The organism is Bacillota bacterium, from assembly GCA_023511455.1.
Classification (GTDB): domain Bacteria; phylum Armatimonadota; class HRBIN16; order HRBIN16; family HRBIN16; genus HRBIN16.
On sequence record JAIMBJ010000001.1, the window covers coordinates 203,500 to 224,310 of the forward strand.

Sequence of the window (20,811 nt, forward strand, 5' to 3'; positions counted from 1 at the left end):
AATAGAGTTTACTTTCCCGAGAACTGTCGCCGAAGCGGTGGATGTGCAAATTCGCCTGCGCGAGCAGGTGAGGGAAGAACCGCTGGATATCGATTCGATACATCTGGTGGCTGGAACGGACATCTCGTTTGAGCGATTTGGTTCACGAGCCTGGGCGGGCATTGTGGTGTTGCGTATGGAGGATATGGAGATGGTCGATGAGGTGGTTGTGAGCACGTCGGTTGGCTTCCCGTATGTGCCCGGTTTGCTCTCCTTCCGCGAGACACCACCCTTACTGGAAGCGTGGGCGAGGCTGCGCACCATGCCGGACGTGGTTTTGTGCGATGCGCACGGCAGGGCGCATCCGCGACGGTTTGGCATGGCATGTCATTTCGGGCTGCTGGTGGACACACCCACCATCGGCTGCGCCAAGAGCCTGCTTTGTGGTCAGGTGGAAACCATGTCGCCCATTGGCGACTGGCTTCCGATAAATGACGGCGAAGACCTCATCGGCGCGGCACTGTACACTCAACCTCACGCGCGACCAGTGTACGTCTCTGTGGGACACCGGGTGGACCTGCCGTCCGCCATAGTGGTGGTGCGCCGGTGCGTACGCAGATACCGCATCCCGGAACCGCTGCGCCTGGCGCACGAGCTGGTCACTCGGGCGAGGAAGCAAGCTGTCTGAAAACCTGTACGATTTGCTGGCGTGCCTGTCCGTCGGAGGCGACCACCGCTAGTGCGACGTGTTCTTCCAGAGTGCGCCACGTGAGGCGCACGTGTCCCTTTTCCAGATGCCAGGTGACCGGTTTTACGCCATCAGGCGTCACGGCAAACACATCGATCGCCTTGAGCCAGTTCGGCAAACGCGCCACCACGGTCACGTTCTTCTGTTCGCGGAAACGGTAGCCCTTCGGGTGCATTTCGTACGCGTAGTTGGTGACGAAAACCAGAGCCGCACGCTCGCCCAGCAACGACATCACGTCTAATTTATCTGGCTCCGTTGCCATGCGTACCTGTCCCCGATAGCCCACGTCGGACCGCAACAGGAACGGACGGATAGCCTGAAGTACGCGGTTCAGGCGTGTCATCTCGTCCAGCGTTTCGCGGAACTGCTGCACCACCTGTTCTACCAGCTCATCCACCTTTGCCTGTTCCAGAGACGGCATGGCTTTTTGCGCCAGCTCCGTGTAGTAACGGCGTACTTCATCCTCGGGCAAAGTGCGGAACCACATCACGCCCTTCGCGCCCCGGCTGAGCTGGAGCCACAGCTGCACCCGTGCCTCTTCAGGGGTAGGAACCGCCCTGCCTAGTTCGTTGTTCACCCACACACGCTCGTCCCATGTATGCACTCCCTGCGCCCATACCCAGAAAGGTTTGGGCAGGCTGTTGAGGCGCAGGTCGGAGGTATAATCTGCTGCCAGCTCCAGACGGTTGCCCCACACGTGCGGCGATTCGTCCGGCATGGGTGCGCCCACGCGATAGGCATCGTAGGAGGGGATGTCTGCCAGCGGCGCGAACTCACCAAAGCGCCGACTGCGTGCCAGATTGATGTAAATGGGTTGTGGTACTACGTGCTGCCTCCAGAGCTTCATCTTCTTCAAGCAGAAAAGCGGCACAGCGGGCTGGTCTATCCAGTCTGGCTCATCTTTCAGCATATAGGCGAGGATGTGCGGATTGGTCTTATTGCGCTTTAGAAATCCCTCTTTCACCTGCTCGAAGCCGGCATATACCAGCGCTTTCAATCCGGTCTGCGGGCAAACCTGCTCGAACGCCTGTTTTTCCTCCGCAGAAGGCTCGTCGTCGCCTCCTGCCCCGAAGACCGCCGTGTCGAAACCCCGCTTGAGCATCTGCGCTCGATACTCCGCATCGCGCCATATCGCGTCGTCCCACGTGCCGATGGGGAAGTGCATGGGCGTGACGCGCAGCAACCCGCCGGTAGAGATGCGCTTGCCGGCGCGGTCGGTCGCGATGACGCGGATGGGAACAGTCGTGCCGACCGGCGGCGTTCGCTCCAGAATGACCTTTGCCATCACCGTCTCACCCGGTCCCACCGTGCGCTGCAGGTACTGCACCGAGACCTTTTCCGACCCGATCAGCACATTGTCGAGCCGGAAGACGGCGTTCTCATCCCGATTGTGGATGAACACCGCGCCACTGGCGCCATCGATGTAGGCGTAGGTGATGCGCAGCGCCTGCACCAGCGGCCGCAGCACGATGCGAAGAGCAGGTCCCTCCTCCGTATATAGCCAGGCGCGGCAAGTGCGTTCTCCTTCCACGAGACGATGCGTGCCGTTGATGGTGAGAACCGCTACCCCATCGGGCGGCAGTTCCCCGGGAACGATATCCCACCAGTGCAAGAGTTCTCCGCCCGCCAACTTGTCTGCATCTTCATCATCGATCACCAGGCGTGAGAAGTGCAGGGTTTGTTCAGAACGGTTATGCACCAGCACTAGGTACAATCCACCGAGCGTTTCGCGTGAGGGGGAAGGCTCCCGGATCTGGTCGCTAGAGACGTGCGGTCGGTACACCACCGTGTCCACGGTGAGCGCAGGCTGTTGCGGCGGCGCTTCATGCGTCCAGGCCATGACGATACCCCCGATGAGTGTTGTGGTTATCACCAGTTCTATACTCACAGGGGCTTTTTCGCGAAAAGGATGGACGATTCCTGCGAGAGTAAATCCCAATTGCCCGGAGGAGGCGATTCTACCACCTGCTAGTAATGCTATCCACAATTTTTACACAGGCGGGGTCCGGAGGAGACACCTTCTGCGCACGAGTACATTGACGACTTTGTAAAGGATTCTTATAATAGGCACCAGTATACGCTTTCTCGCTGCCCCCCTGACGGGGGCGATGGGAGCACCGACCATGCCCAATAGAACTAGCTGGCATATCGTCTTGCGCGACTACTTTACACACCACGCGCTCCAGCGGGAGCAAACCGAAGAGTGCGTGACACAGGTGTTCCTGCGTTACAGCACCAAAGCGGGTGCGCCCCCTTGGGACGGGGATACGCCTTCACCCCTGTTGTGGCGATTGGCGCGTGATGTGCTGTGCGAGCACTTCCGCCAGCAAGGGAGGCAGAAACAACGGGCAGAGAAACTGCAGGGCACGCTGGCAGGTACTTTGCCGATATGCCCCGATGTGCTGGCAGCAGACAGGTCTGTTTCAGGAACGGTGCGGAGCAAGGAAAGATGAGGCATCCCTGGTCCCTGTATACCGACATTCGCCCTATCCCCAAAGAGGTGCTGGACACTGACCCCGGCTTACGCGGAGCGGAGGTCCGGCCATGTGAGTAGCGACTCATAAGGTGCTGCGCTTGTACAGGCTGTTATCATGCAGGAGAACGCTTCGGCACTTCGTGCCTCCCAACGACACGAGGCGACTGTCATCATGCTGAGCGTGAGCGAAGCCTCTCAGAGCAGCGATAGAACGAGGTTCTTCGCTCCGCTCAGAACGGCACAGTATGAGCATGACAGGAACAACGACTACCCACCCAGATACCACTCGCTGCCGCGCATTCGCTCCAGCCGGCGGATGCGCTCTTCGATAGGCGGATGGGTCATGAACAGGCTCATCAGCGCGCCGCCCATGCCGCGCAGCGGGTTGACAATAAACAGGTGTGCGGTCGACGGCGAAGCCTCCATCGGGATCATACGGGAAGCCTGTTCCAGCTTGCGCAACGCGTTCGCCAGCCCGTCCGGACTGCCCGCCAGTCGCGCGCCGGTGGCGTCTGCCTCGTATTCACGCGCCCGCGAAATCGCCAGCTGGATGAGCATCGCCGCGATGGGCGCGACAATCATCACCAGCAGGAACACCAGTGGGTTGCCTCCCTCGCGGTCGTCACTGCGTGCGCCGCCGAAAATCATCGCCCAGCGCGCCATGTCCGCCAGCAGCATCACCGCGCCCGCGATTGTCGCCACGACCGTCATGGTCAAGGTGTCGCGGTGCTTGATGTGAGCTATCTCATGGGCAATGACTCCCTCTACCTCGTCGCGGTTGAGCAGGCTGAGCAGCCCTTCGGTGACCGCCACCGCCGCATGAGCGGGATTGCGCCCCGTGGCGAAAGCGTTGGGCTGAGGACCCGGTACCACGTACAGGCGCGGCATCGGGATACCCGCGCGCTCCGCCAGGCGCTCGGTCATGCGATACAGCTCCGGTGCATCGGCAGGCGACAGAGCCCGTGCACCATACATGCTCAGCACAATCTTGTCGCTGAACCAGTAGCTGACCAGGTTCATCACCAGCGCCAGCGCGAAGGCAATCATCGCCCCGCTTCTACCGCCAATCGCATCGCCGACGAAGATGAACAGCGCCGTCAGCGCAACCAGTAGCACGCCGACCTTCAGGGTGTTCATGTTCCTCCCTCACCTCCTGAGCCGAAAGCCTTACCATCATATTAGATACGCTAGAAGCGCGACGCGATGTTGCTGCGCCTTCCAACTGCATTATACCCTGTTTTCTGTCAGACCAGGAGCTCTAAGCAGTCACAGGGGATGATGCCCTGTGCAGGGCGAAGCACCACGCTATGAAAGCCACTGGCGAGACGCTGTTCTACCACCACCGAGGAAGGTTCCTCCGTGCGGCTGTGCAGGTCGATGCTCAGGCAGTCTCTGCCATCAACCAGTACTTCGCACTTGCCGTACTGGGGCGCACGAGGAGCATACAGACGGAAACCACGTCCCCGGAAGTTCCATTTCGCCCGTGCCTCCGGTGTTGCACTCACGAAGCCGGTGCCAAAGCGGAAGTGCTCGTGCTGTAGCGGCTTCCATTCCTCCGGCGCGGACGCTGCCCCAGCCAGCGCTTCGGTGGCAAGCCAGTACTCGGTGGACGGCTGAAAGTCTCCGCCGACTTCGAAGCGTGTGACCTCAAGCACTGTGCCCGGCTCCCCGAGCAGCTCCAGTCTGCCGGGTTCGGCGGACAGATTGCCTGCCCATACTCGCTGGTTGTTGATGGTCAGCTCTGCACCCGACTGTTCCTGTCGCACCTGCAGGCTGATCTCTTGACCCGGCGCAGGCCGCACCGCGCCGCGGGCGACCTCGGTACTGTCTCCAGCGGAGCCGATGCGTACCAGCTGCCACTCGCTGTCCTTGATCCGCCACTCGAGGCGTGAACGCCTCATCAGTGGATGCAGGGTGCTACCGGCTAAGTGGTGGTTGGAGCCGAGGGGGTTCGCGCACTGCCAGCAGAATGCCCAGGCGCCATTACTGCGCACAGAAATAGATAAGTGAAAGGTGCGGTACTGCCTGCGAAGCACCGCTACCGAGGCGCCACACGGTGCCGACAGCGCGAAACCTTCCTTAAAGGGCTGGTCCCACTTGCGGCGGGCTAAGCTGATGGTGCCGACGTCGCGTTCCGTCTTGCTGGGGAAGAGCACACGTAGTGTACCGCCAGGAGCGACCTGCCCCGCAAAGGTCTGTCCCCATATTCCCTGAGCCTCCCACGGGTACGCCTCCGCGTGCCATAGCGAGCCGTATTGTGCGATTTGCCATGCCTCCGGCAGATGTGCTTTCTCGACAGGTGCACGAAACAGCACCTGAAACGTCCTGTTCAGTGCTACAGAGGTCGCCGGCGCGTACACAGTGCCCCGGTGCACGAACGCCGGGAAGAACTCCACCAGCGGCGGATGAAACACATCGCTCTGCGGATAGATCAGGAGCTGAGGCGGCGTGTAGTCTCTGTCAGGATGTCTGGATGTCATACACGCCAGAGCCCATGTTCCGCCCGCGTTGTGTGGTGTGCTCATCATGTGAAGAATCAGCCAGTCGTTGCGCCTTCGGATGAGCGTGGCGGCATAGACGCGCACATAACGACCCAGCAGTGGTTTCTGGTAGGTATCCTCGTGGATAGGGTTGGGGGCGCGGTGGAAGGGTCCCTCCGGGCGTTCAGCCCAGGCGTAGGCAATGCCTCCCCGTTCGTTGGCGGGGTCTGCCCAGCCATAGACCATGTGATACCTGCCCGATTCGTAGACGATGGAGACATCCACCGTGCCGCCTGAACGTTTGCCGTCGCCGTCAAAGCTTTGGGCATCGCCCTGCAGGATAATGCCCACCTCTTCCCAGCCCCCATTGGCGCGCTCGCGCAGGCAAAGGGTTCCGCCGGGGGGCCAGTAGCCGCGCGGATAGAGGCTGATGTAAGCGTACCACCTGCCAGAGGGTGGGTCACGGAACAGGAAACCGTTGACGGGCCACAGATAAGGCTCTTTGCCGATGTACACGGGGTTACCCGGCTCGCGCTGGAAACTGTCCCAGGAGGGGTCTCCCAGAATAGGGTGATGCAACCACTGGTCACGGTGGCGTGATTTCGCCAGGTCCGATGTGGAGCGATTCATGGGCAGGTCGTGCCTCCAGCCATTGGTCGATAAACTTGCTTATCTGCCCATAGTAGTTCTCCGGCTGGTCTATCCGTGCCTGCACATGTCCGCTGCCGCTGGCAATCCACAGGGTACGGGGTTCGCCTGCTGCCTGATACAGGGCGTAGGCGTGTTCGACAGGTACCAGATGGTCGCGGTCACCGTGAATGAGCAGTATCGGACGCGGGGCAATCTTGCCGATTTCGCGCACCGGCTCGGCTTGCGCAAGGGAGGTTCGGGTAAGGAGCATTGCCAGGTATTTCACCGGTCGGCACAGCTTGCCCAGCACCCTGCCGAACCCCGCTTCCCACCATTTGTTGGCAGCGTCGGACAGCTTCGCGTACGCGCTATCGGTGACGACCGCACCCGCCCGTTCATCGCGGGCAGCAGCCATAATTGCCACTGCACCACCCATCGACGAGCCGAACAACAGGATGGGCAGGTCGAAGCGCGCCACAAAATCCAATGCGCCCAGAGCGTCCTGCACCTCCCGAATGCCGATGGTGGTGGTGCGTCCTCCGCTTTCGCCGTGTGCACGAAAGTCGAACAGCAGACAGCTGAACCCCATCTGGTGCAGTTCTATTGCCACACCCAGCACCTCACAGCGGTTTGCCACGTAGCCGTGACAGAGCACAGCGACCCCACGGGGATGCGATTGCGGCATCCACCAGCCCGACAGGGGTGTGCCGTCGCGCGAGGGAAAGAGTACCGGATCGAAGGGAACCTGCACGTCGAAGGGGGTCAGGAACAACGGTGCGCGTGGTGGGTGCGTTGTCGCGATGGCAAGGAGCACCCACCAGAATACGAGTAGCGCAGCTGCTGTGATGGCTACCCAGAGCATTTCCTATCCCGGCTTGCGATCACGCCCTCGCCGCCCCCAGTCGCCTTTGGGAGGCGGGAAGGACATACGCTCTTTCCACCACTGAGTCCACCGCTCGAACTGCTCTTTGTCCAGAATGCGTCGCAACTGCTTCTGATGGTCGTGGTGCATCTTGAGCAGTTCCGCCTGGGTCTGGTTAATGGTCTGGATGATGCGCTGAGCGGCGCGTTCGTCGAACTGATACTGTCCATATAGCTTGAGCAGCTGCATGCGCTGTTCGTGCAGCCGGGACAATAGTTGCCGCATCTTCTCTTCGAACTCGTTCATCAGGGCGGTGAGACGGGTGCGCTGCTGGGCGGTGAGGTTCAGGTAATTGAACATCGCTTCCCGATCAAAGGTCGGCGCGGGCGGTGGCTGCCCCCACATCCCTCGGGGAGGAGGCGGTGGAGGAGGTGCCCCCTGCGCCAACACACCCGCCGCTATCGTATCCGATAGCAGCCAGAACAAGGTCAAAACCCATACTCGCCACAGTGCCATATCTGTCCCTCCGATGCTTAGCGTGCCCACCCGCTGAGGATAATCTGAGTATTTTCATTCAGTGGGTCGTCCACCACTGACGATTGCGCGTAGGACACAGCCTGGGCGTAACCCGAGAGGGTTTCCTCCTCCTGCGATGGCGCCTGCAGGTTGGTCGGCATCCACGCCCACATGGCTAGAATAACCAGTGCGGCGGCAGCTGCCCAGCGTGTTTGGGCGAGCCATCGGCGGTTCCACCACAGCCACAGGCTGATACGCTCGGCAGCGCGTGTCGGTTCGTGCAGGCGGGCTTGCACGCGCTCCCACGCCCATGCAGGCAGCTGGGCTGGTTCATCGTGCAGCAGCTGGAGTAGAGCGCGTTCTTCCTCAAGCACGCTCCGGCATTCCGTGCACCGGCTGAGGTGTTGCTCGATCGCTTTTGTCAGACGAGGTGCACATTTGCCCCGAAGATACTCCGTTAGATTGACCTGAACCTTGTGACATCTCATGATAGGGCGCCTCAAAACCTTCTGAGATCAGGATATCTCGCAGCTTCCGCCGAGCGCGGAAAAGCCTCGATTTAGCCACGCTGCGTGGGATACCGGTGATGCGCTCGATCTCCTCCAGCGAGTGCTCTTGAAAATGGTAGAGCTCCACCAGCATCCGGTCGGTGGGGTGGAGCTGGGCGATGCTCTTTCGTAGCATCTCGCGCCGCTCGCGCCCCAGCGTTTCGCGCAGGGGGTCCACACCCGCGGGGTCTGCCTCTTGCCCCAGCGCGTCCAACGACTCGGCAGCAATGGGCTCCCGCACTTTGCGTCGGCGCAGGGCGTCGCGTGCCAGGTTCGCCGCGATGGTGTATATCCAGTTGCGCACCAGTCCTTTGTGCCCGAAATGTGCGGCGTGTTGCCACACCTTCAGGAACACTTCGGTCAGGAGCTCTTCAGCCTCACTGCGATTGCCCACTATGCGCTCGATGAAGCGCAATACGCCTCCACCGTGCCTCTCCATCAGCAACCGCAGAAAATCCGGTTCGCCTCTGGCACAGCCCTGCAGCCAGACCTCATCTTCCACATCTCGCTCGGAGAGATTTGCCACCGGTGTTCTCCCTCAGGTTTTCCCAATAATGAAAGACGCAATTCCAGCGTCATGGTTGCATGTGCTGGCTACAGAAGGTGCTCCACCAGGATTTTGACCCCGATGGCGATAAGCACCAGACCTCCGAACATCTCTGCCCTGTTTTCGCAATAACGACCGATGCGGTCGCCCGCAAACACGCCCAGAAACGACAGCGTGAACGTGATTGCGCCGATGAGTATCGCCGCGTGCAAAATGGGCACTCTCAGGAACGACAGTCCCAATCCCACTGCCAGCGCATCCACGCTGGTTGCGATCGCGAGTAATAGCAGGCGAGGCGGGTGTAGCGGGTCCATGCACCTCTCCACCTTTTCCTGATGCCGGGCTTCCCACAGCATACGTCCACCCACGATCGTCAGCAAGCCGAAAGCCACCCAGTGATCGAAGTGTGCGATGGCGTCGCCCATACCATAGCCTGCAGACCAGCCAACGATGGGCATGACCGCCTGCGCCAGTCCAAAAGCAGTTGCGATGCGCAGCGCGCAAGATATTGTCAATCCTTTGAGGTTCAACCCGCTGGAGATAGAGACGGCAACCGCATCCATCGCCAGCCCAACCGCAATGAAAAGAGTTGTCAGCATTTTCCGTTCATCCAGTGGTCAGCACGATCAGTCTGGAACGGTCACCGTGATGTTGTCTATCAGTCGCGCTACTCCCACGCGCGCCGCCAGAGAGATGACAACCTCGCCGCGCAGGTCGGTCAGAGGTTCCAGTGTTTCCGCATCCGCCACATCCACGTACTCGGTTGTGACCAGAGGTTCGGTGGCGATGACATGCTCCACCAGCGTCTGCACCTTCTTTGCATCACGTTCTCCGGCGAGGATAGCGTCGCGTCCTGCGCACAGGGCGCGGTACAGCACGGTTGCCGCCTCGCGCTCGTCGGGCTTCAGGTAGACGTTGCGTGAAGACATTGCCAGTCCATCGGGTTCGCGCACGGTCTCGCAGGGCACAATCTCTATGGGGATATTCAGGTCTTTGACCATGCGCTGGATTACCTTCAGCTGCTGGTAGTCCTTCTTGCCAAAGTAGGCGCGGTCTGCCTGCACGATGTGGAACAGCTTCGTGCATACTGTTGCCACTCCGCGGAAATGCCCGGGGCGTGCTGCGCCTTCCAGACGACGGGTGACCTGCGTGACTTCCACGTAAGTCTGGTAGCCTTCGGGATACATTTCCTCCACTTCGGGGGCGAAAAGGAGGTCAACGCCCACGCTTTCCGCCATTGCCGCGTCACGGGCAAAGTCACGCGGATAGCGCTGAAAGTCTTCCGAGGGACCAAACTGTGTGGGGTTGACGAACAGGCTCACCACGCACAGGTCGCACTCTGCCTTCGCGCGGCGCATCAGGCTCAAATGCCCCTCATGAAAGTAACCCATGGTGGGGACGAAACCGATAGTTTTTTCCTCCGCGCGAGCGAGTTTCGTCCACGCGCGCACTTCACGAACCGTCTTCGCTACCTGCATCAGAACGCGTGCTCCTCCGTTGGAAATTGTCCCGACCGTACCTCCTCTGCGTACTGCCGAAGTGCCCGGGTGATGTCCTCACCGACGTGGGCGTAACGCTTCGTATGCTTGAGCGGCTCGCCCGGAACCAGCCCAATGAGGTCGTGGAGTACCTGTATCTGCCCATCGCAATCTGGTCCAGCTCCAATGCCGATGGTAGGTATGTGCAGCTGTTCGGTAATCTCCTTTGCCAGAGCCGCCGGAATCAGTTCGAGGACGACAGCAAATGCGCCAGCCTGCTCCACAATGTGGGCGTCTTCGATGAGGCGTTTCGCGGCCTCATCGGTGCGCCCCTGCACGCGGTGTCCACCAAAGGCGTGCACCGATTGGGGCGTCATGCCGAGGTGTGCCAGCACCGGTATACCGATACTCACCAGACGGTGAATGGTCTCGGCTACCGGATCGCCGCCCTCCAGTTTAACTGCCTCTGCGCCACCCTCTTGAATGAATCGCCCTGCATTGCGTACCGCGTCTTCCACCGTTACCTGATAGCTCAGGTAGGGCATATCCGCTACCAGCAGGGCGCGTGGCTTCGCGCGGGCACACGCCTTCGTGTGATGCAGCATCTCTTCCATAGTCACCGGCAGCGTGGTGGGGTAGCCCAGCAGCACCATCCCCAACGAGTCGCCAACCAGAATCAGGTCTACGCCTGCTGCATCGGCGTAGAGGGTGGTGGGATAGTCGTAGGCGGTAACCGCTACAATTTTCTCTCCACCCTTCCTCTGCCGAATGGCGGGTGCGGTTATTTTCCTCTCCTTCCCCGGCATTATCACCACTCCTTTTCCTGATGAGATTGTACACTCAAAAAGGCGATAGCGCAAACCGCGCCGGGGGATGAAGGCAATCCAGTAGCATTCGGCGAATAAAACAACAAGTCAGCATCACGCTCGACCAACTACCTGGGCGTTCGATACCAACGTGTGGGGGTGTACAGGGTTATGTCTCGGAGTGTTCTCGTACCTGCCCATTACTACCAGCAGTTCGATGCGGACTACACACTGGATGTACCCGCCGAGGGCTACGGTGGCTGGAAAACAGCGGAGATAGAGATAGACCTCGCGCGCACCGCCGTGGTGGTGATGCACGCCTGGCATCCCCGCACTTATGACGAGTTTCCCGGCTGGTATCGTGCAGTGGAGTATCTGCCTCGTTCCGCGCAGATTTGTCGGGAGGTGTTTCCGCGATTGCTGGAAGGCGTTCGGGAAGCGCGAATGAAAGTGTTTCACGTCGTTGGCGGCGGTAACTACTATCAGCACCTGCCCGGATACCTGCGGGCTCGCGATCTGGCAGGGGATTCGCCACCGCCGCCAGAGAGAATACAGCCCGACCCCACCACCGAGGAGCTCTGGCGGTTTCGGGAAAAGCACGTCTTTGTCGGGGAACACAATCAAGAGGATTCGCGACGCGCCTTCGAGGTGTTGGACTTCGCGCCCGAAGCAGTGCCCCACGAGGGTGAAGAGATTGCCGAAGACGGGCATCAACTCTTCGCTGTATGCAAGCACTACGGGATTAGCCACTTAATTTACATGGGCTTCGCGATTAACTGGTGCTTGCTTCTGTCACCGGGGGGCATGGCGGACATGTCGCAGCGAGGTCTAATGTGTTCCGCGTTTCGGCAAGCGGTGACAGCGGTGGAGAATAAAGAGACCGCCCGACAGGAACTGTGCAAGCACATAGCCTTGTGGCGGGTCGCGCTGGCTTTCGGCTTTGTGTTCGATGTAGATGAGTTCCTGATATGTCTACGCGGTCAATCAACCGCAACGGGAAAATGAATAACCATTCGTTGTGGGGGAGTGAGCCATGTCGGATGACGAAGTCCTGCCCTGGGTTCAGTACGGTGAGCTGCTGGACCACCTGACAACAGCATTGGTGGTACTGGATAACAACGTGGTTGTCTACGCCAACGCGGCGGCAGCTCGTATCACCGGGCGGAAGTCAGCCACCGACCTGGTGGGGCTTGAACTGTCTGCTGTTTTGGCTCCGGACGTCTATGTGCCCATTCAAAAAGCGTGCGAGACGCTGTGTCAACGAGACCTTCCGGCAGTTCACCTGACGGGCGTCGCAGGTTCGGATGGTCAAAAGAGGAGGTTTCTCGACATACACGTCGCCCGTCTGCAGGTCGGTGCCCGCTGCACGATAGTACTGCTTCTCTACGATCAAACTCCGCTGACCTGTGCGTTATACCGTTCGCGGGAGGCGGAGAAACGGCTTGCCGACCTGATTGGCACCCTTCCGGGTGTGGTGTGGGAATATGACCGCCGCCGGAGGGCGTTCACCTTCATCAGCGATTATGCCCGGGTGTTGACGGGCTGTCAGACGGAGCTTTTTCTGAAGGACAGCTCGGTCTTTTTCCAGCAAGTTCATCCCGATGACCTCGAACGGTTTCAGGAGATATGGCAGCAGTTCAAGCAGACCCAACAACCCAGCAGCTGGCGTTTTCGCTTGCGCGTTGGGGAACCCAGCGGCGAGTGGCGCTGGCTTGAGGCGAAAATTGTACCTGTCTTTGATGATGATGGAAACCTCGTGGCGGCGCGTGGCGTGTCCTACGACATTCACCGTGAAGTGGAAACGCAGCACCTTCTGGAGCAACGCACGCAGCAGCTCGAGGCGCTCATTCAGTTTAGCAGTCGCTTTGTCGAGGTGCAGACGGAAGAAGAGGTCATTCTGGCACTGTGCGACCTGCTCAACTGCACTCTGGATTTCGAATACGTCGCCATCTACCTCCGTCGGCAGAACGGATTGGTGGAAAAGGCTGTCGTCAGGCACCGCACCGTAGGTTGGGAGGAGGTAGAGCTCAATCTGGAGGAAGGTGATTCTCGCCTGCGCGACGTGCTGGCAGGCAGGATACCCTATTTTCTGTCGCAGGACACCCTCCGGGATGTGAGCGAGCGTGAGCGTGAGGCGTGGACGCGGATACTGGGCGACCACCTCAGGGCTTTCAGCAACGCGGTGGTGCCCATCCGGGGGCGCACCCAGGTGCTGGGCGCGCTGGCAGTTGACCGCAGGGATACGGGCGAACCGATTACCGAAAGCGAACTTTCCATGTTGTTGACCATCGGGCGGTATGTTGGACTGGCGCTGGATAATGTACGCCTCATGCACGAGCGACAGGTGGCGGAGGAACGGCTTCGCCATCTGGTGCAGAATCTGCCGGTTACCGTGTGGGAGCTGAACCTGGCAACACGCCAGCTGGACTTCGTCAGCGAGTACGTGGAGCGGTGGCTGGGATATACTCCCGAGGAGTGGCAGGCGAACCCGGCTATGTACCGGTACGTGGTACATCCCGAGGATGTAGAGACCTTCGAGCGGGTCATCAACCCCGATGTTTCCAGCCCTCCTCAGCCGGTGGAGTTGCGTCTGCGCGACAAGCAGGGCAGATGGCACTGGTGCCGCATTCTCTGGTCGTTAGAACACGAACATGGTCGTGACCCGCTGGTGCGGGGTGTGACAACGGACATCACGGAACAGAAACAAGCAGAGCAACAGCAACTGCACCTGATGCGCTTGCGTTCACTGGGCGAGATTGCCAGTGGCGTAGCGCACAATTTCAACAATCTGCTGATGGGCATTTCAGGCAATGCGGAGCTGCTACAGGCCTCGCTGCAACATGACCGGGAGCTGCAGCGGCGGGCAGAAGTCATCGCGCAGCTGGCGCACGATGCCTCGGCGATCGTGAAGCGCATGCAGGGGTTCTACAAGCTGCAGCCACCCACGCGTCGGGAAAGGGTGCGGCTGCGTGCCCTGCTGGAGGACGTGATAGAATCGACCAGGCCTGTGTGGCATGACCTGGCAGCGCGCCGCGGCGCGAATATCGTGGTGCGTCTCATCGCGGAGGGCGACCCGGTGGTCAAAGCCAACCGGAGCGAGCTTCACGAAGTGTTTACCAACATGGTTATCAATGCCTGCGATGCCATGCCCGCCGGAGGTGCCATCACGCTGCGGCTCGGCGAACGCGAAGGGAAGGCGGTGGTGGAAGTCGCGGATACAGGTATCGGCATGTCTCCCGAAGTGAAGGAGCACTGTTTTGATGCCTTCTTCACCACCAAAGGTGAACACGGAAGCGGATTGGGGCTGAGCGTGTCGTATCAAATCATCACCCGGCATTCAGGACAAATTACGGTGGAGAGCGAGGTCGGCAAAGGGACGGTTTTTACGGTGTATCTACCAATCGCTGCGGAGAGCGAAACTATGGTCGGCGACCCTCATCAAACGGTGTCCTCCTCGAACCTGCGCATTCTCACTGTGGACGACGACGAAGCAGTGAGAACCGCAATCATGCACCTGCTGCAAGCGGACGGACACCATGTCACCGCGGTGTCAGATGCAGCTAGTGCGCTGGCTCAATTCGAGCCGGGGCTTTATGATGTGGTCATTCTCGATCTGGGGATGCCCCACTTGGACGGACTGAGTTTGGCACGCCAGTTGAAGGAGATATCTCCATCTGTACCGATTATCCTGCTCACCGGTTGGGGAGACCAGCTGCGCGAGGACAAGCCGCCAGAGGTGGATATGGTGCTGGCAAAACCGGTACGCCGGGCGACACTGCGTGCGGCGTTGTTACAGCTCGCGAAGCGATAAGGGCATCCATGGGCAACTTCTGGCGAGCAGAGGTGTCTGAATCCATCGGGGTGGCTGAAAAACGATGGGATGCCGGACTGCTTGCCCTGTGTATGGGCGTCATCGCGATGCTGTATGCTTACAACCACCAGCCTTTTGTTTTTATGGGCTGGATAGACCCCTCAGTGTCCCGAGTCTACCGGTCTCACGAGGAGTATCTGCTGGTCAACTGTCTGGCTCTCCTGTTGCCAGTGATGATTCTCGTGTCGGCAGGGGGGAAGCTGAGCCTGTACCACATGGGTGCGGGCAACCGGTGGGGATGGGCGGCGGCCGGGGTGTGCTACCTGGTGATGTTGCCCTTGCTGTGGTGGGCATCGGCGCAACCCGATTTCCAGCAGACCTATCCGCTGTATCGTCCCGCGCGTTCTGCGCTGTCCGCTCTGCTTTACCACGAGATGACCTACACGTTCTACCTGTGGTGCTGGGAACTGTTCTTTCGCGGTGTACTGACCAGCATCGGCTGGCGGTGGTTGGGGTGGTGGGGGATTGCCCTGCAGTCGCTGGCGTTTGCGGTGTTACACATCGGCAAGCCATTGCCAGAGGTTGCGGGCTCGTTTGTCGCGGGCGTGGTGCTGGGGGCCATTGCGGTGCGGACACGCTCGTTCGTGCCGGGCTTTGTCTGCCATGCACTGGTATCGGCAACGATGGATATCTTCGTGCTGATGCGTGGGTAACCTGCTTTCAAATGACGGAGGTGTCTCTATGTTAGGCGTCATTATCGGGGTTCTGGTAGCGGTGCTGTTTCTGCTGTTAAGTCTCAAAGTGGATACCAGCGCAGAACGTCCCCGCACCGTGTTGCGTAACCCTGGGCTGTTGATACTGGGTATCGGGGTGACCGTTTTTGCCGCCGCGTTTGCCAATCGCTGTTTCCTGACCGTGCCCGCTGCCTACGTGGCGACGGTGTACGACCCGCTGCGCGGAGGCGTTCAGCCGACCGAATTGCCGGAGGGGTTTCACTTCGTGTTGCCCTGGTGGAAGACGGAGTTGTGGCGGGTGCAAACGCAGGAGTACACCATGAGCGCGATACGTTCCGAAGGGGCGGTCATCGGCGACGACTCCATCCACTGCCAGACGAACGAGGGTCTGGGGTTGAATCTGGACGTGACCGTGCTTTTCCACATCGACCCGAAAGATGCACACGCCCTGTGGCAGAAGGTGGGCGAGGATTACCAGCGCGTGCTGGTGCGTCCCTATGCCCGTAACGTCATCCGCATGGTGGTGGCGAAATACTCGGTGGTGGACGTGTATGGGGCGAAGCGCCAGCAGATAGAGCAGGAGATTACCGAAGCGATGCGCCAGGCGTTTGCCGAGAAAGGCATTGCGCTGGAGAGCGTGCTGTTGCGCAACGTCGAGTTCGCCAATCCGGAGTTCGCGCAGGCAATCACTGAAAAACAGGTAGCAGAACAGCAGATTCGTACCGAGGAGCAGAACCTGCGCAGGGCGCAGATCGAGAAGCAAACCATGGTAGCACAGGCGAAAGGCGAGGCGGAAGCCATCCAGAGGCGGGGCGAAACGCTGCGACAAAACCCCGAAGTGGTGCAGTATGAGCTGGTGCAGAAGATTGCCCCGAACGTGCGCGCGCTGTACCTGCCGCCAAACTACCTGCCCGTATCTCCCCGACCAGGAGGACGATAACCATGCGAGAGACGATACTCTTCCTGCTATTGTGCGTGATAACCGCGCTGGTAGTCGGCTTCCGCATGGAGAAGTACCGACCTTCGCGGCTGGTTATAGGTTTTGCTGTGGGTTTGCTGGTCATCCTGCTGCTCAGCAAGATGTGGGTGGAAGTGCCGCCCGGACACGTGGGCGTGAAGTTTGACCCGTTTGGAGGCGGTATTCAGGAGCGGGAGCTGGGCGAGGGCTGGAGCCTGGTGCTGCCCTGGCAGACGGTGCAGCTGTTCAATGTACGCACCCAGCAATACACCATGAGCAGCGTGCGCGACGAGGCAACCGGCACCGATGACGCGATGACCTGCCAGACCAGAGAAGGGCTGAGAGTCAAGGTCGACGTGACGGTGTTGTTCCGCATCAGCGGTGAAGGGGCAGACCGCCTGTGGCGCACCGTGGGACCGAACTACGTGAACACCATCGTGCGTCCGGCGACCCGCAACGTGGTAAGGCTGGTGGTGGCGCGCTACGGCATCATGGAGGTTTACAGCAACGCACCAGAAACCCTCACCGCCGCCAGCCAGCAGGGTATCGTGCCCTACGTGGGCAAACGCCAGCAGGTAGAGAACGAGATGTACGCGGAATTGAAGCCCAAGCTGGAAGAGAAAGGCATCACACTGGAGCGCGTGTTACTGCGCAACGTCGCCTACGAGTCGCCGGACTTCGAGCGGGCAATCGTCGCCAAGCAGGTGGCACAGCAGGCGGTCATCACCCAGCAGTACAAATTGCGCATCGCGGAGATTCAGGCGCAGGCACAGGTGGAGCGTGCCAAGGGAACGGCGGAAGCCATCCGCCTGCGTGGGCAGGCGTTGCGCCAGAACAGCGCAGTGGTGGGGCTGGAGTTTGTGCAGAAACTGCCGCAGGATGTGGAAGTGCGCATTCTGCCGGGCGGCACAGTGATGATCATGCCAGCGCCCGCGGGAGCACTGCCTTCTAGTACAGGTGCGGAGCTTCCCCAGCAGGAAGAGCGCGAGCGCACGCCGAGAAGGAGGGAAAGCGGACAGTAGGGAGGAGGGTTCGATGAGATACATCCACTGCGCATACGGTGCATGGTCTTTTCTGGTGGAAGAAGAAACGGGTTTCGTGCGTGAGGTGCGATACGGTAGCGAACGGCTTGCGGTCGCCATCTACAGCGCGGTGCGCGCACCAGACTGGGGCACGTACCCTGTTGCAATCTCCGACCTGCGATGGGGCGAGGCATGGTGTTCGTGGGCGTCTCAAGCAGAGGGCGCGCCGTTCCGCTGGAAGACGGAAGTGGAGGTCGGCGGCGATGGCTTCCGCATAAGCATCGATGGCACGCCGTCCGAAACCTTCCACACCTGCCGCACCGGACTGTGCCTGCTGCATCCGCTGTCGGTGTGTGGAACCGAAGTGGTGGTACGGCATGTGGACGGCAGCGAGGAGCGTTCCGCTTTTCCCGCACTGGTTGCCCCACATCAGCCTTTTATGGAGATGGCGGGACTGCGATACGCCGCTCCTTCCGGCGTGACAGTGGACATCGCGCTGGAGGGAGAGGTGTTCGAAACGGAAGACCAGCGCAACTGGTCGGATGCGTCGTTCAAAACCTACTGTCACCGTTTGGGTGACGGCAAACCCTACACGCTCCAGGCAGGTCAGCGGGTGAGGCAGGAGGTACGCATCCGCTGTGAAGGCGAGCCGCCGCTAACGGCTGCTGCGGGCGAAGTGGAGGCGACCATGCCAGCGCTGTCGGTCTGGCTGGACACCCCCACCATGGATGCCCTGCTCGCTCTCAGAGAAGCGGAGGTCTCCAGAGTAGCGACCGACGCCCCGGATGTGCTGTCACTGGCTGCAGAGGTGGGCGTGGCTGTTGACCTGCGCCTCCCGCTCGATACGTTAGCCCGTTTGAAACCGCTTGCTCCGCCTGCTGTGGGCTCTACCCTGTGGCTGGTCTCAGACAGGTGGAGGGCGGACGCGCAAGGGGCGTTTCAACGACTGCGGCAGGAATGGCAACCGCTGGGCTGGGAGCTGGGCTATGGCTCATCAGCGAACTTTGCAGAGTTGAACCGCTCGCGACCACCGGCGAACGCGTTCCGATGGCTGTCTGCTGCCGCCAGCCCGCAGGTGCACACCTTTGACGCCTGGTCTATCCTGCAGAATGCGGAAAGCTTTGCCGACATCGGTGCGACGATGCGCTCGTTTGCGGGCGAAGCGGGGCTTTGCCTCGGTCCGCTCAGCTTCGAATCGCGCTTTACGGGGAAGGACGCTCGTGCCGACAGTCCTCTGGCGGCGGCATATCTGCTGCTCGCTATCGCGTCCATCGCCAGTGGGGGCTTTCATCGTGTTATCGCGGGCAGGGCGTCGCAAGTGCTGAAAGAGGGTTCGCCGGTGGGCGCGTTGCTGCGCGACTGGTTGCGGGTTTCACCACAGACAGTGCGTTACGCCGTTGAAGGCGACCTGCGTGTGGTGCAGTTTATCGGGGCAAGGGGAAATCGGGTGTATGTGGTGAACCCCTCTCCGCAGGAGGTGGAGGGGATACCACCGTTTGCCTTTCGAGAGGAGGCTTGACAATGGCACAGATTGCGCTGTTTGGTGCGGGCGGCAAGATGGGCTGCCGCATCACCGATAACCTTCGCAAGACCGAGCATACCGTGTACTACGTCGAAACCGGCGAACGTGGGTTGGCAAACCTGCGACAGCGAGGTATCCAGCCGACCCCGGCGGACGACGCGCTGGCGCACGCGGAAGTGGTGGTTCTGGCGATCCCCGATATGCTGCTGGAGAGCGTTTCGGCGGAGCTGGTACCGAGGATGCGTGCGGGCACACTGATGATAGTTCTGGACCCTGCAGCCGCATACGCCGGTGTGTTGACCACCCGCCCCGATGTGCCGTTGTTCGTGACGCATCCCTGCCATCCGCCGCTGTGGAACGATGACCCTGACCCCGAAGCGCGGCGCGACTTCTTCGGTGGTATCAAAGCGAAGCAACCCATCGTGTGTGCGCTGTCTCATGGTACGGAGCAGGACTACCAGCTGGGGGAGCAGATTGCCCGTGCGATGTTCGCTCCGGTTTCACGGGCACACCGCATCACCGTTGAGCAAATGGCGATTCTGGAGCCTGCGATGGCGGAAACGGTAACTGCCTGTTGCTGCACGATTATCCGCGAGGCGCTGGACGAAGCCATCCGGCGCGGGGTACCCGAAGAGGCCGCGCGCGATTTCATGATGGGGCATGTGAATATCCCTCTGGCTATCGTGTTCGGCATGGTGGATGCACAGTTCAGTGACGGAGCAAAGCGCATCATCGAATACGGACGCCAGCGACTGATTCACTCCGACTGGAAACGGCTTTTTGACCCCGATAGCGTGATGGAACAGGTATTGTATATCGTGCGAGGGCAGGAGAGATGAAAGTCGGTATCGGCAGCTACGCTGTTCCCTGGCACATCGGCATTGGGGAGTGGACGCCAGAACAGCCCTTACAGCACGAAGGTCTGCTGGTGCTGGCGCACGAGCTGGGCGTAGAGGTCGTGCAGTACTGCGACAACCTGCCTCTGGACATATTGCACGAGGCGAGGCTACAGAGGCTGCACGCACAGGCGCAAGAGTGGGAGATTACTCTGGAAATCGGCACGCGCGGGCTGGAGGGGGAACGACTGCAACGTTGTGCGCAGCTGGCGGTTCGGTTCGGCAGCCCTTTCGTGCGGGTGGTGGTCGATACCCCCCACTACCAGCCGTCGCCAGAGCAGCTGGTGGATGACCTGCGCCAGCTGAAGCCCTTGTTTGCTGACGCGGGGATTAAGATAGCGATAGAAAACCACGACCGCTTTCCCGTGCAGGTGTTGAGGAAAGTTATCGAGGAGGCAGGCACTGATTGGGCAGGCATCTGCTTCGACACGGCTAACTCTTTGGGCACGCTGCAGGGACCAAACGAGGCAATGGACGCGCTGTGCCCTTACGTGCTGAATCTACATGTTAAAGACGTGCGCGCGCGTCGGCAAAGCCACATGCTTGGCTTCCGTGTGGAGGGCACGCCTGTCGGCGAGGGGAGTGTGGACGTGCGTGAGGTTATCCGTCGTGTGTGTGAGGCAAATCCTGAGGCGAACGCCATCATCGAGCTGTGGACTCCCCCTCAAGAAAGTCTGCAGGCAACGATCGCTCTGGAGCGCCGCTGGCTTGAACAGAGCGTGCGTTATCTGCGCAGCTTATTTGAATCAAACCACCAAGACACCAAGACACTAGGTATGCCTTAGTGCCCTTTGTGTC

General features: G+C 60.3%; 20 protein-coding genes. 10 read left to right on the plus strand and 10 right to left on the minus strand.

Annotation, left to right across the window (positions count from 1 at the left end; all coding sequences use genetic code 11):
- Position 1: 1 nt before the first annotated feature.
- Positions 2-667, plus strand: a complete 666-nt coding sequence (gene nfi, locus K6U75_00830) for a deoxyribonuclease V (protein ID MCL6473585.1) — start codon at positions 2-4, stop codon at positions 665-667.
- Here the strand turns inward: nfi and K6U75_00835 are convergent.
- Positions 639-2,600: a hypothetical protein gene (locus K6U75_00835; GenBank protein MCL6473586.1), complete on the minus strand. Its 1,962-nt coding sequence runs from the start codon at positions 2,598-2,600 to the stop codon at positions 639-641. The two genes, nfi and K6U75_00835, sit on opposite strands and share 29 nt — an antisense overlap.
- Before the next feature lie 250 nt (positions 2,601-2,850).
- On the opposite strand from K6U75_00835, the gene K6U75_00840 reads away from it, so the two are divergent.
- Entirely contained in the window at positions 2,851-3,180 is a 330-nt protein-coding gene (locus K6U75_00840; protein ID MCL6473587.1) for a hypothetical protein, read from the plus strand.
- 290 nt (positions 3,181-3,470) lie between these two features.
- Here the strand turns inward: K6U75_00840 and htpX are convergent, their stop codons facing one another.
- From htpX to panB, 9 genes are all read right to left on the minus strand, one after another.
- The gene (gene htpX / locus K6U75_00845) at positions 3,471-4,340 is read right to left on the minus strand and encodes a zinc metalloprotease HtpX (GenBank protein MCL6473588.1); all 870 of its coding nucleotides are present in this window, start codon (positions 4,338-4,340) and stop codon (positions 3,471-3,473) included.
- Positions 4,341-4,447: 107 nt separating this feature from the next.
- Entirely contained in the window at positions 4,448-6,313 is a 1,866-nt protein-coding gene (locus K6U75_00850; GenBank protein MCL6473589.1) for a hypothetical protein, read from the minus strand.
- A complete protein-coding gene (locus K6U75_00855) occupies positions 6,270-7,175 on the minus strand; it encodes an alpha/beta hydrolase (protein MCL6473590.1) in 906 nt (301 codons plus the stop codon). The genes K6U75_00850 and K6U75_00855 overlap by 44 nt, the downstream gene beginning before the upstream one ends.
- Positions 7,176-7,178: 3 nt before the next feature.
- Positions 7,179-7,691 carry a periplasmic heavy metal sensor gene (locus tag K6U75_00860; protein ID MCL6473591.1) on the minus strand — a complete coding sequence of 171 codons (513 nt, stop codon included), beginning with the start codon at positions 7,689-7,691 and terminating at the stop codon, positions 7,179-7,181.
- 17 nt (positions 7,692-7,708) lie between these two features.
- Positions 7,709-8,065, minus strand: a complete 357-nt coding sequence (locus K6U75_00865) for a hypothetical protein (protein ID MCL6473592.1) — start codon at positions 8,063-8,065, stop codon at positions 7,709-7,711.
- Positions 8,058-8,765 carry a sigma-70 family RNA polymerase sigma factor gene (locus K6U75_00870; GenBank protein MCL6473593.1) on the minus strand — a complete coding sequence of 236 codons (708 nt, stop codon included), beginning with the start codon at positions 8,763-8,765 and terminating at the stop codon, positions 8,058-8,060. The genes K6U75_00865 and K6U75_00870 overlap by 8 nt, the downstream gene beginning before the upstream one ends.
- 68 nt (positions 8,766-8,833) lie before the next feature.
- The gene (locus K6U75_00875; protein ID MCL6473594.1) at positions 8,834-9,385 is read right to left on the minus strand and encodes a manganese efflux pump MntP family protein; all 552 of its coding nucleotides are present in this window, start codon (positions 9,383-9,385) and stop codon (positions 8,834-8,836) included.
- 27 nt (positions 9,386-9,412) lie between these two features.
- Positions 9,413-10,264: a pantoate--beta-alanine ligase gene (gene panC / locus K6U75_00880; protein MCL6473595.1), complete on the minus strand. Its 852-nt coding sequence runs from the start codon at positions 10,262-10,264 to the stop codon at positions 9,413-9,415.
- Positions 10,264-11,070 carry a 3-methyl-2-oxobutanoate hydroxymethyltransferase gene (panB, locus tag K6U75_00885; GenBank protein MCL6473596.1) on the minus strand — a complete coding sequence of 269 codons (807 nt, stop codon included), beginning with the start codon at positions 11,068-11,070 and terminating at the stop codon, positions 10,264-10,266. Before panB ends, panC begins: the two co-directional genes overlap by 1 nt.
- Positions 11,071-11,241: 171 nt before the next feature.
- Here panB and K6U75_00890 point away from each other — a divergent pair, with 171 nt between their 5' ends.
- Genes K6U75_00890 through K6U75_00925 form a run of 8 tightly spaced genes read left to right on the plus strand, consistent with a single transcriptional unit; the run spans position 11,242 to position 20,798 of the window.
- Entirely contained in the window at positions 11,242-12,075 is an 834-nt protein-coding gene (locus K6U75_00890; GenBank protein MCL6473597.1) for a hypothetical protein, read from the plus strand.
- Positions 12,076-12,103: 28 nt separating this feature from the next.
- On the plus strand, positions 12,104-14,881 hold the full coding sequence (locus K6U75_00895; protein MCL6473598.1) for a PAS domain S-box protein: 2,778 nt from the start codon (positions 12,104-12,106) through the stop codon (positions 14,879-14,881).
- 8 nt (positions 14,882-14,889) lie between these two features.
- Entirely contained in the window at positions 14,890-15,594 is a 705-nt protein-coding gene (locus tag K6U75_00900) for a CPBP family intramembrane metalloprotease (GenBank protein MCL6473599.1), read from the plus strand.
- Positions 15,595-15,622: 28 nt separating this feature from the next.
- The gene (locus K6U75_00905; protein MCL6473600.1) at positions 15,623-16,555 is read left to right on the plus strand and encodes a prohibitin family protein; all 933 of its coding nucleotides are present in this window, start codon (positions 15,623-15,625) and stop codon (positions 16,553-16,555) included.
- A gap of 2 nt (positions 16,556-16,557) precedes the next feature.
- A complete protein-coding gene (locus K6U75_00910; GenBank protein MCL6473601.1) occupies positions 16,558-17,595 on the plus strand; it encodes a prohibitin family protein in 1,038 nt (345 codons plus the stop codon).
- Positions 17,596-17,608: 13 nt separating this feature from the next.
- Positions 17,609-19,114 carry a hypothetical protein gene (locus tag K6U75_00915; protein ID MCL6473602.1) on the plus strand — a complete coding sequence of 502 codons (1,506 nt, stop codon included), beginning with the start codon at positions 17,609-17,611 and terminating at the stop codon, positions 19,112-19,114.
- 2 nt (positions 19,115-19,116) lie between these two features.
- Positions 19,117-19,956, plus strand: a complete 840-nt coding sequence (locus tag K6U75_00920) for an NAD(P)-binding domain-containing protein (protein MCL6473603.1) — start codon at positions 19,117-19,119, stop codon at positions 19,954-19,956.
- Complete coding sequence (locus K6U75_00925) at positions 19,953-20,798, plus strand: sugar phosphate isomerase/epimerase (GenBank protein ID MCL6473604.1); 846 nt, start codon at positions 19,953-19,955, stop codon at positions 20,796-20,798. Before K6U75_00920 ends, K6U75_00925 begins: the two co-directional genes overlap by 4 nt.
- The last annotated feature ends 13 nt before the right edge of the window (positions 20,799-20,811 follow it).

Coding starts and splice junctions, on each gene's coding strand:
- K6U75_00920 (MCL6473603.1), top strand. CDS start 19,117: ATGGCACAGATTGCGCTGTTTGGTGCGGGCGGCAAGATGGGCTGCCGC.
- K6U75_00860 (MCL6473591.1), bottom strand. CDS start 7,691: ATGGCACTGTGGCGAGTATGGGTTTTGACCTTGTTCTGGCTGCTATCG.
- K6U75_00900 (MCL6473599.1), top strand. CDS start 14,890: ATGGGCAACTTCTGGCGAGCAGAGGTGTCTGAATCCATCGGGGTGGCT.
- K6U75_00925 (MCL6473604.1), top strand. CDS start 19,953: ATGAAAGTCGGTATCGGCAGCTACGCTGTTCCCTGGCACATCGGCATT.
- K6U75_00905 (MCL6473600.1), top strand. CDS start 15,623: ATGTTAGGCGTCATTATCGGGGTTCTGGTAGCGGTGCTGTTTCTGCTG.
- panC (MCL6473595.1), bottom strand. CDS start 10,264: ATGCAGGTAGCGAAGACGGTTCGTGAAGTGCGCGCGTGGACGAAACTC.
- K6U75_00855 (MCL6473590.1), bottom strand. CDS start 7,175: ATGCTCTGGGTAGCCATCACAGCAGCTGCGCTACTCGTATTCTGGTGG.
- K6U75_00910 (MCL6473601.1), top strand. CDS start 16,558: ATGCGAGAGACGATACTCTTCCTGCTATTGTGCGTGATAACCGCGCTG.
- K6U75_00875 (MCL6473594.1), bottom strand. CDS start 9,385: ATGCTGACAACTCTTTTCATTGCGGTTGGGCTGGCGATGGATGCGGTT.
- K6U75_00850 (MCL6473589.1), bottom strand. CDS start 6,313: ATGAATCGCTCCACATCGGACCTGGCGAAATCACGCCACCGTGACCAG.
- K6U75_00895 (MCL6473598.1), top strand. CDS start 12,104: ATGTCGGATGACGAAGTCCTGCCCTGGGTTCAGTACGGTGAGCTGCTG.
- K6U75_00840 (MCL6473587.1), top strand. CDS start 2,851: ATGCCCAATAGAACTAGCTGGCATATCGTCTTGCGCGACTACTTTACA.
- K6U75_00890 (MCL6473597.1), top strand. CDS start 11,242: ATGTCTCGGAGTGTTCTCGTACCTGCCCATTACTACCAGCAGTTCGAT.
- htpX (MCL6473588.1), bottom strand. CDS start 4,340: ATGAACACCCTGAAGGTCGGCGTGCTACTGGTTGCGCTGACGGCGCTG.
- K6U75_00915 (MCL6473602.1), top strand. CDS start 17,609: ATGAGATACATCCACTGCGCATACGGTGCATGGTCTTTTCTGGTGGAA.
- panB (MCL6473596.1), bottom strand. CDS start 11,070: ATGCCGGGGAAGGAGAGGAAAATAACCGCACCCGCCATTCGGCAGAGG.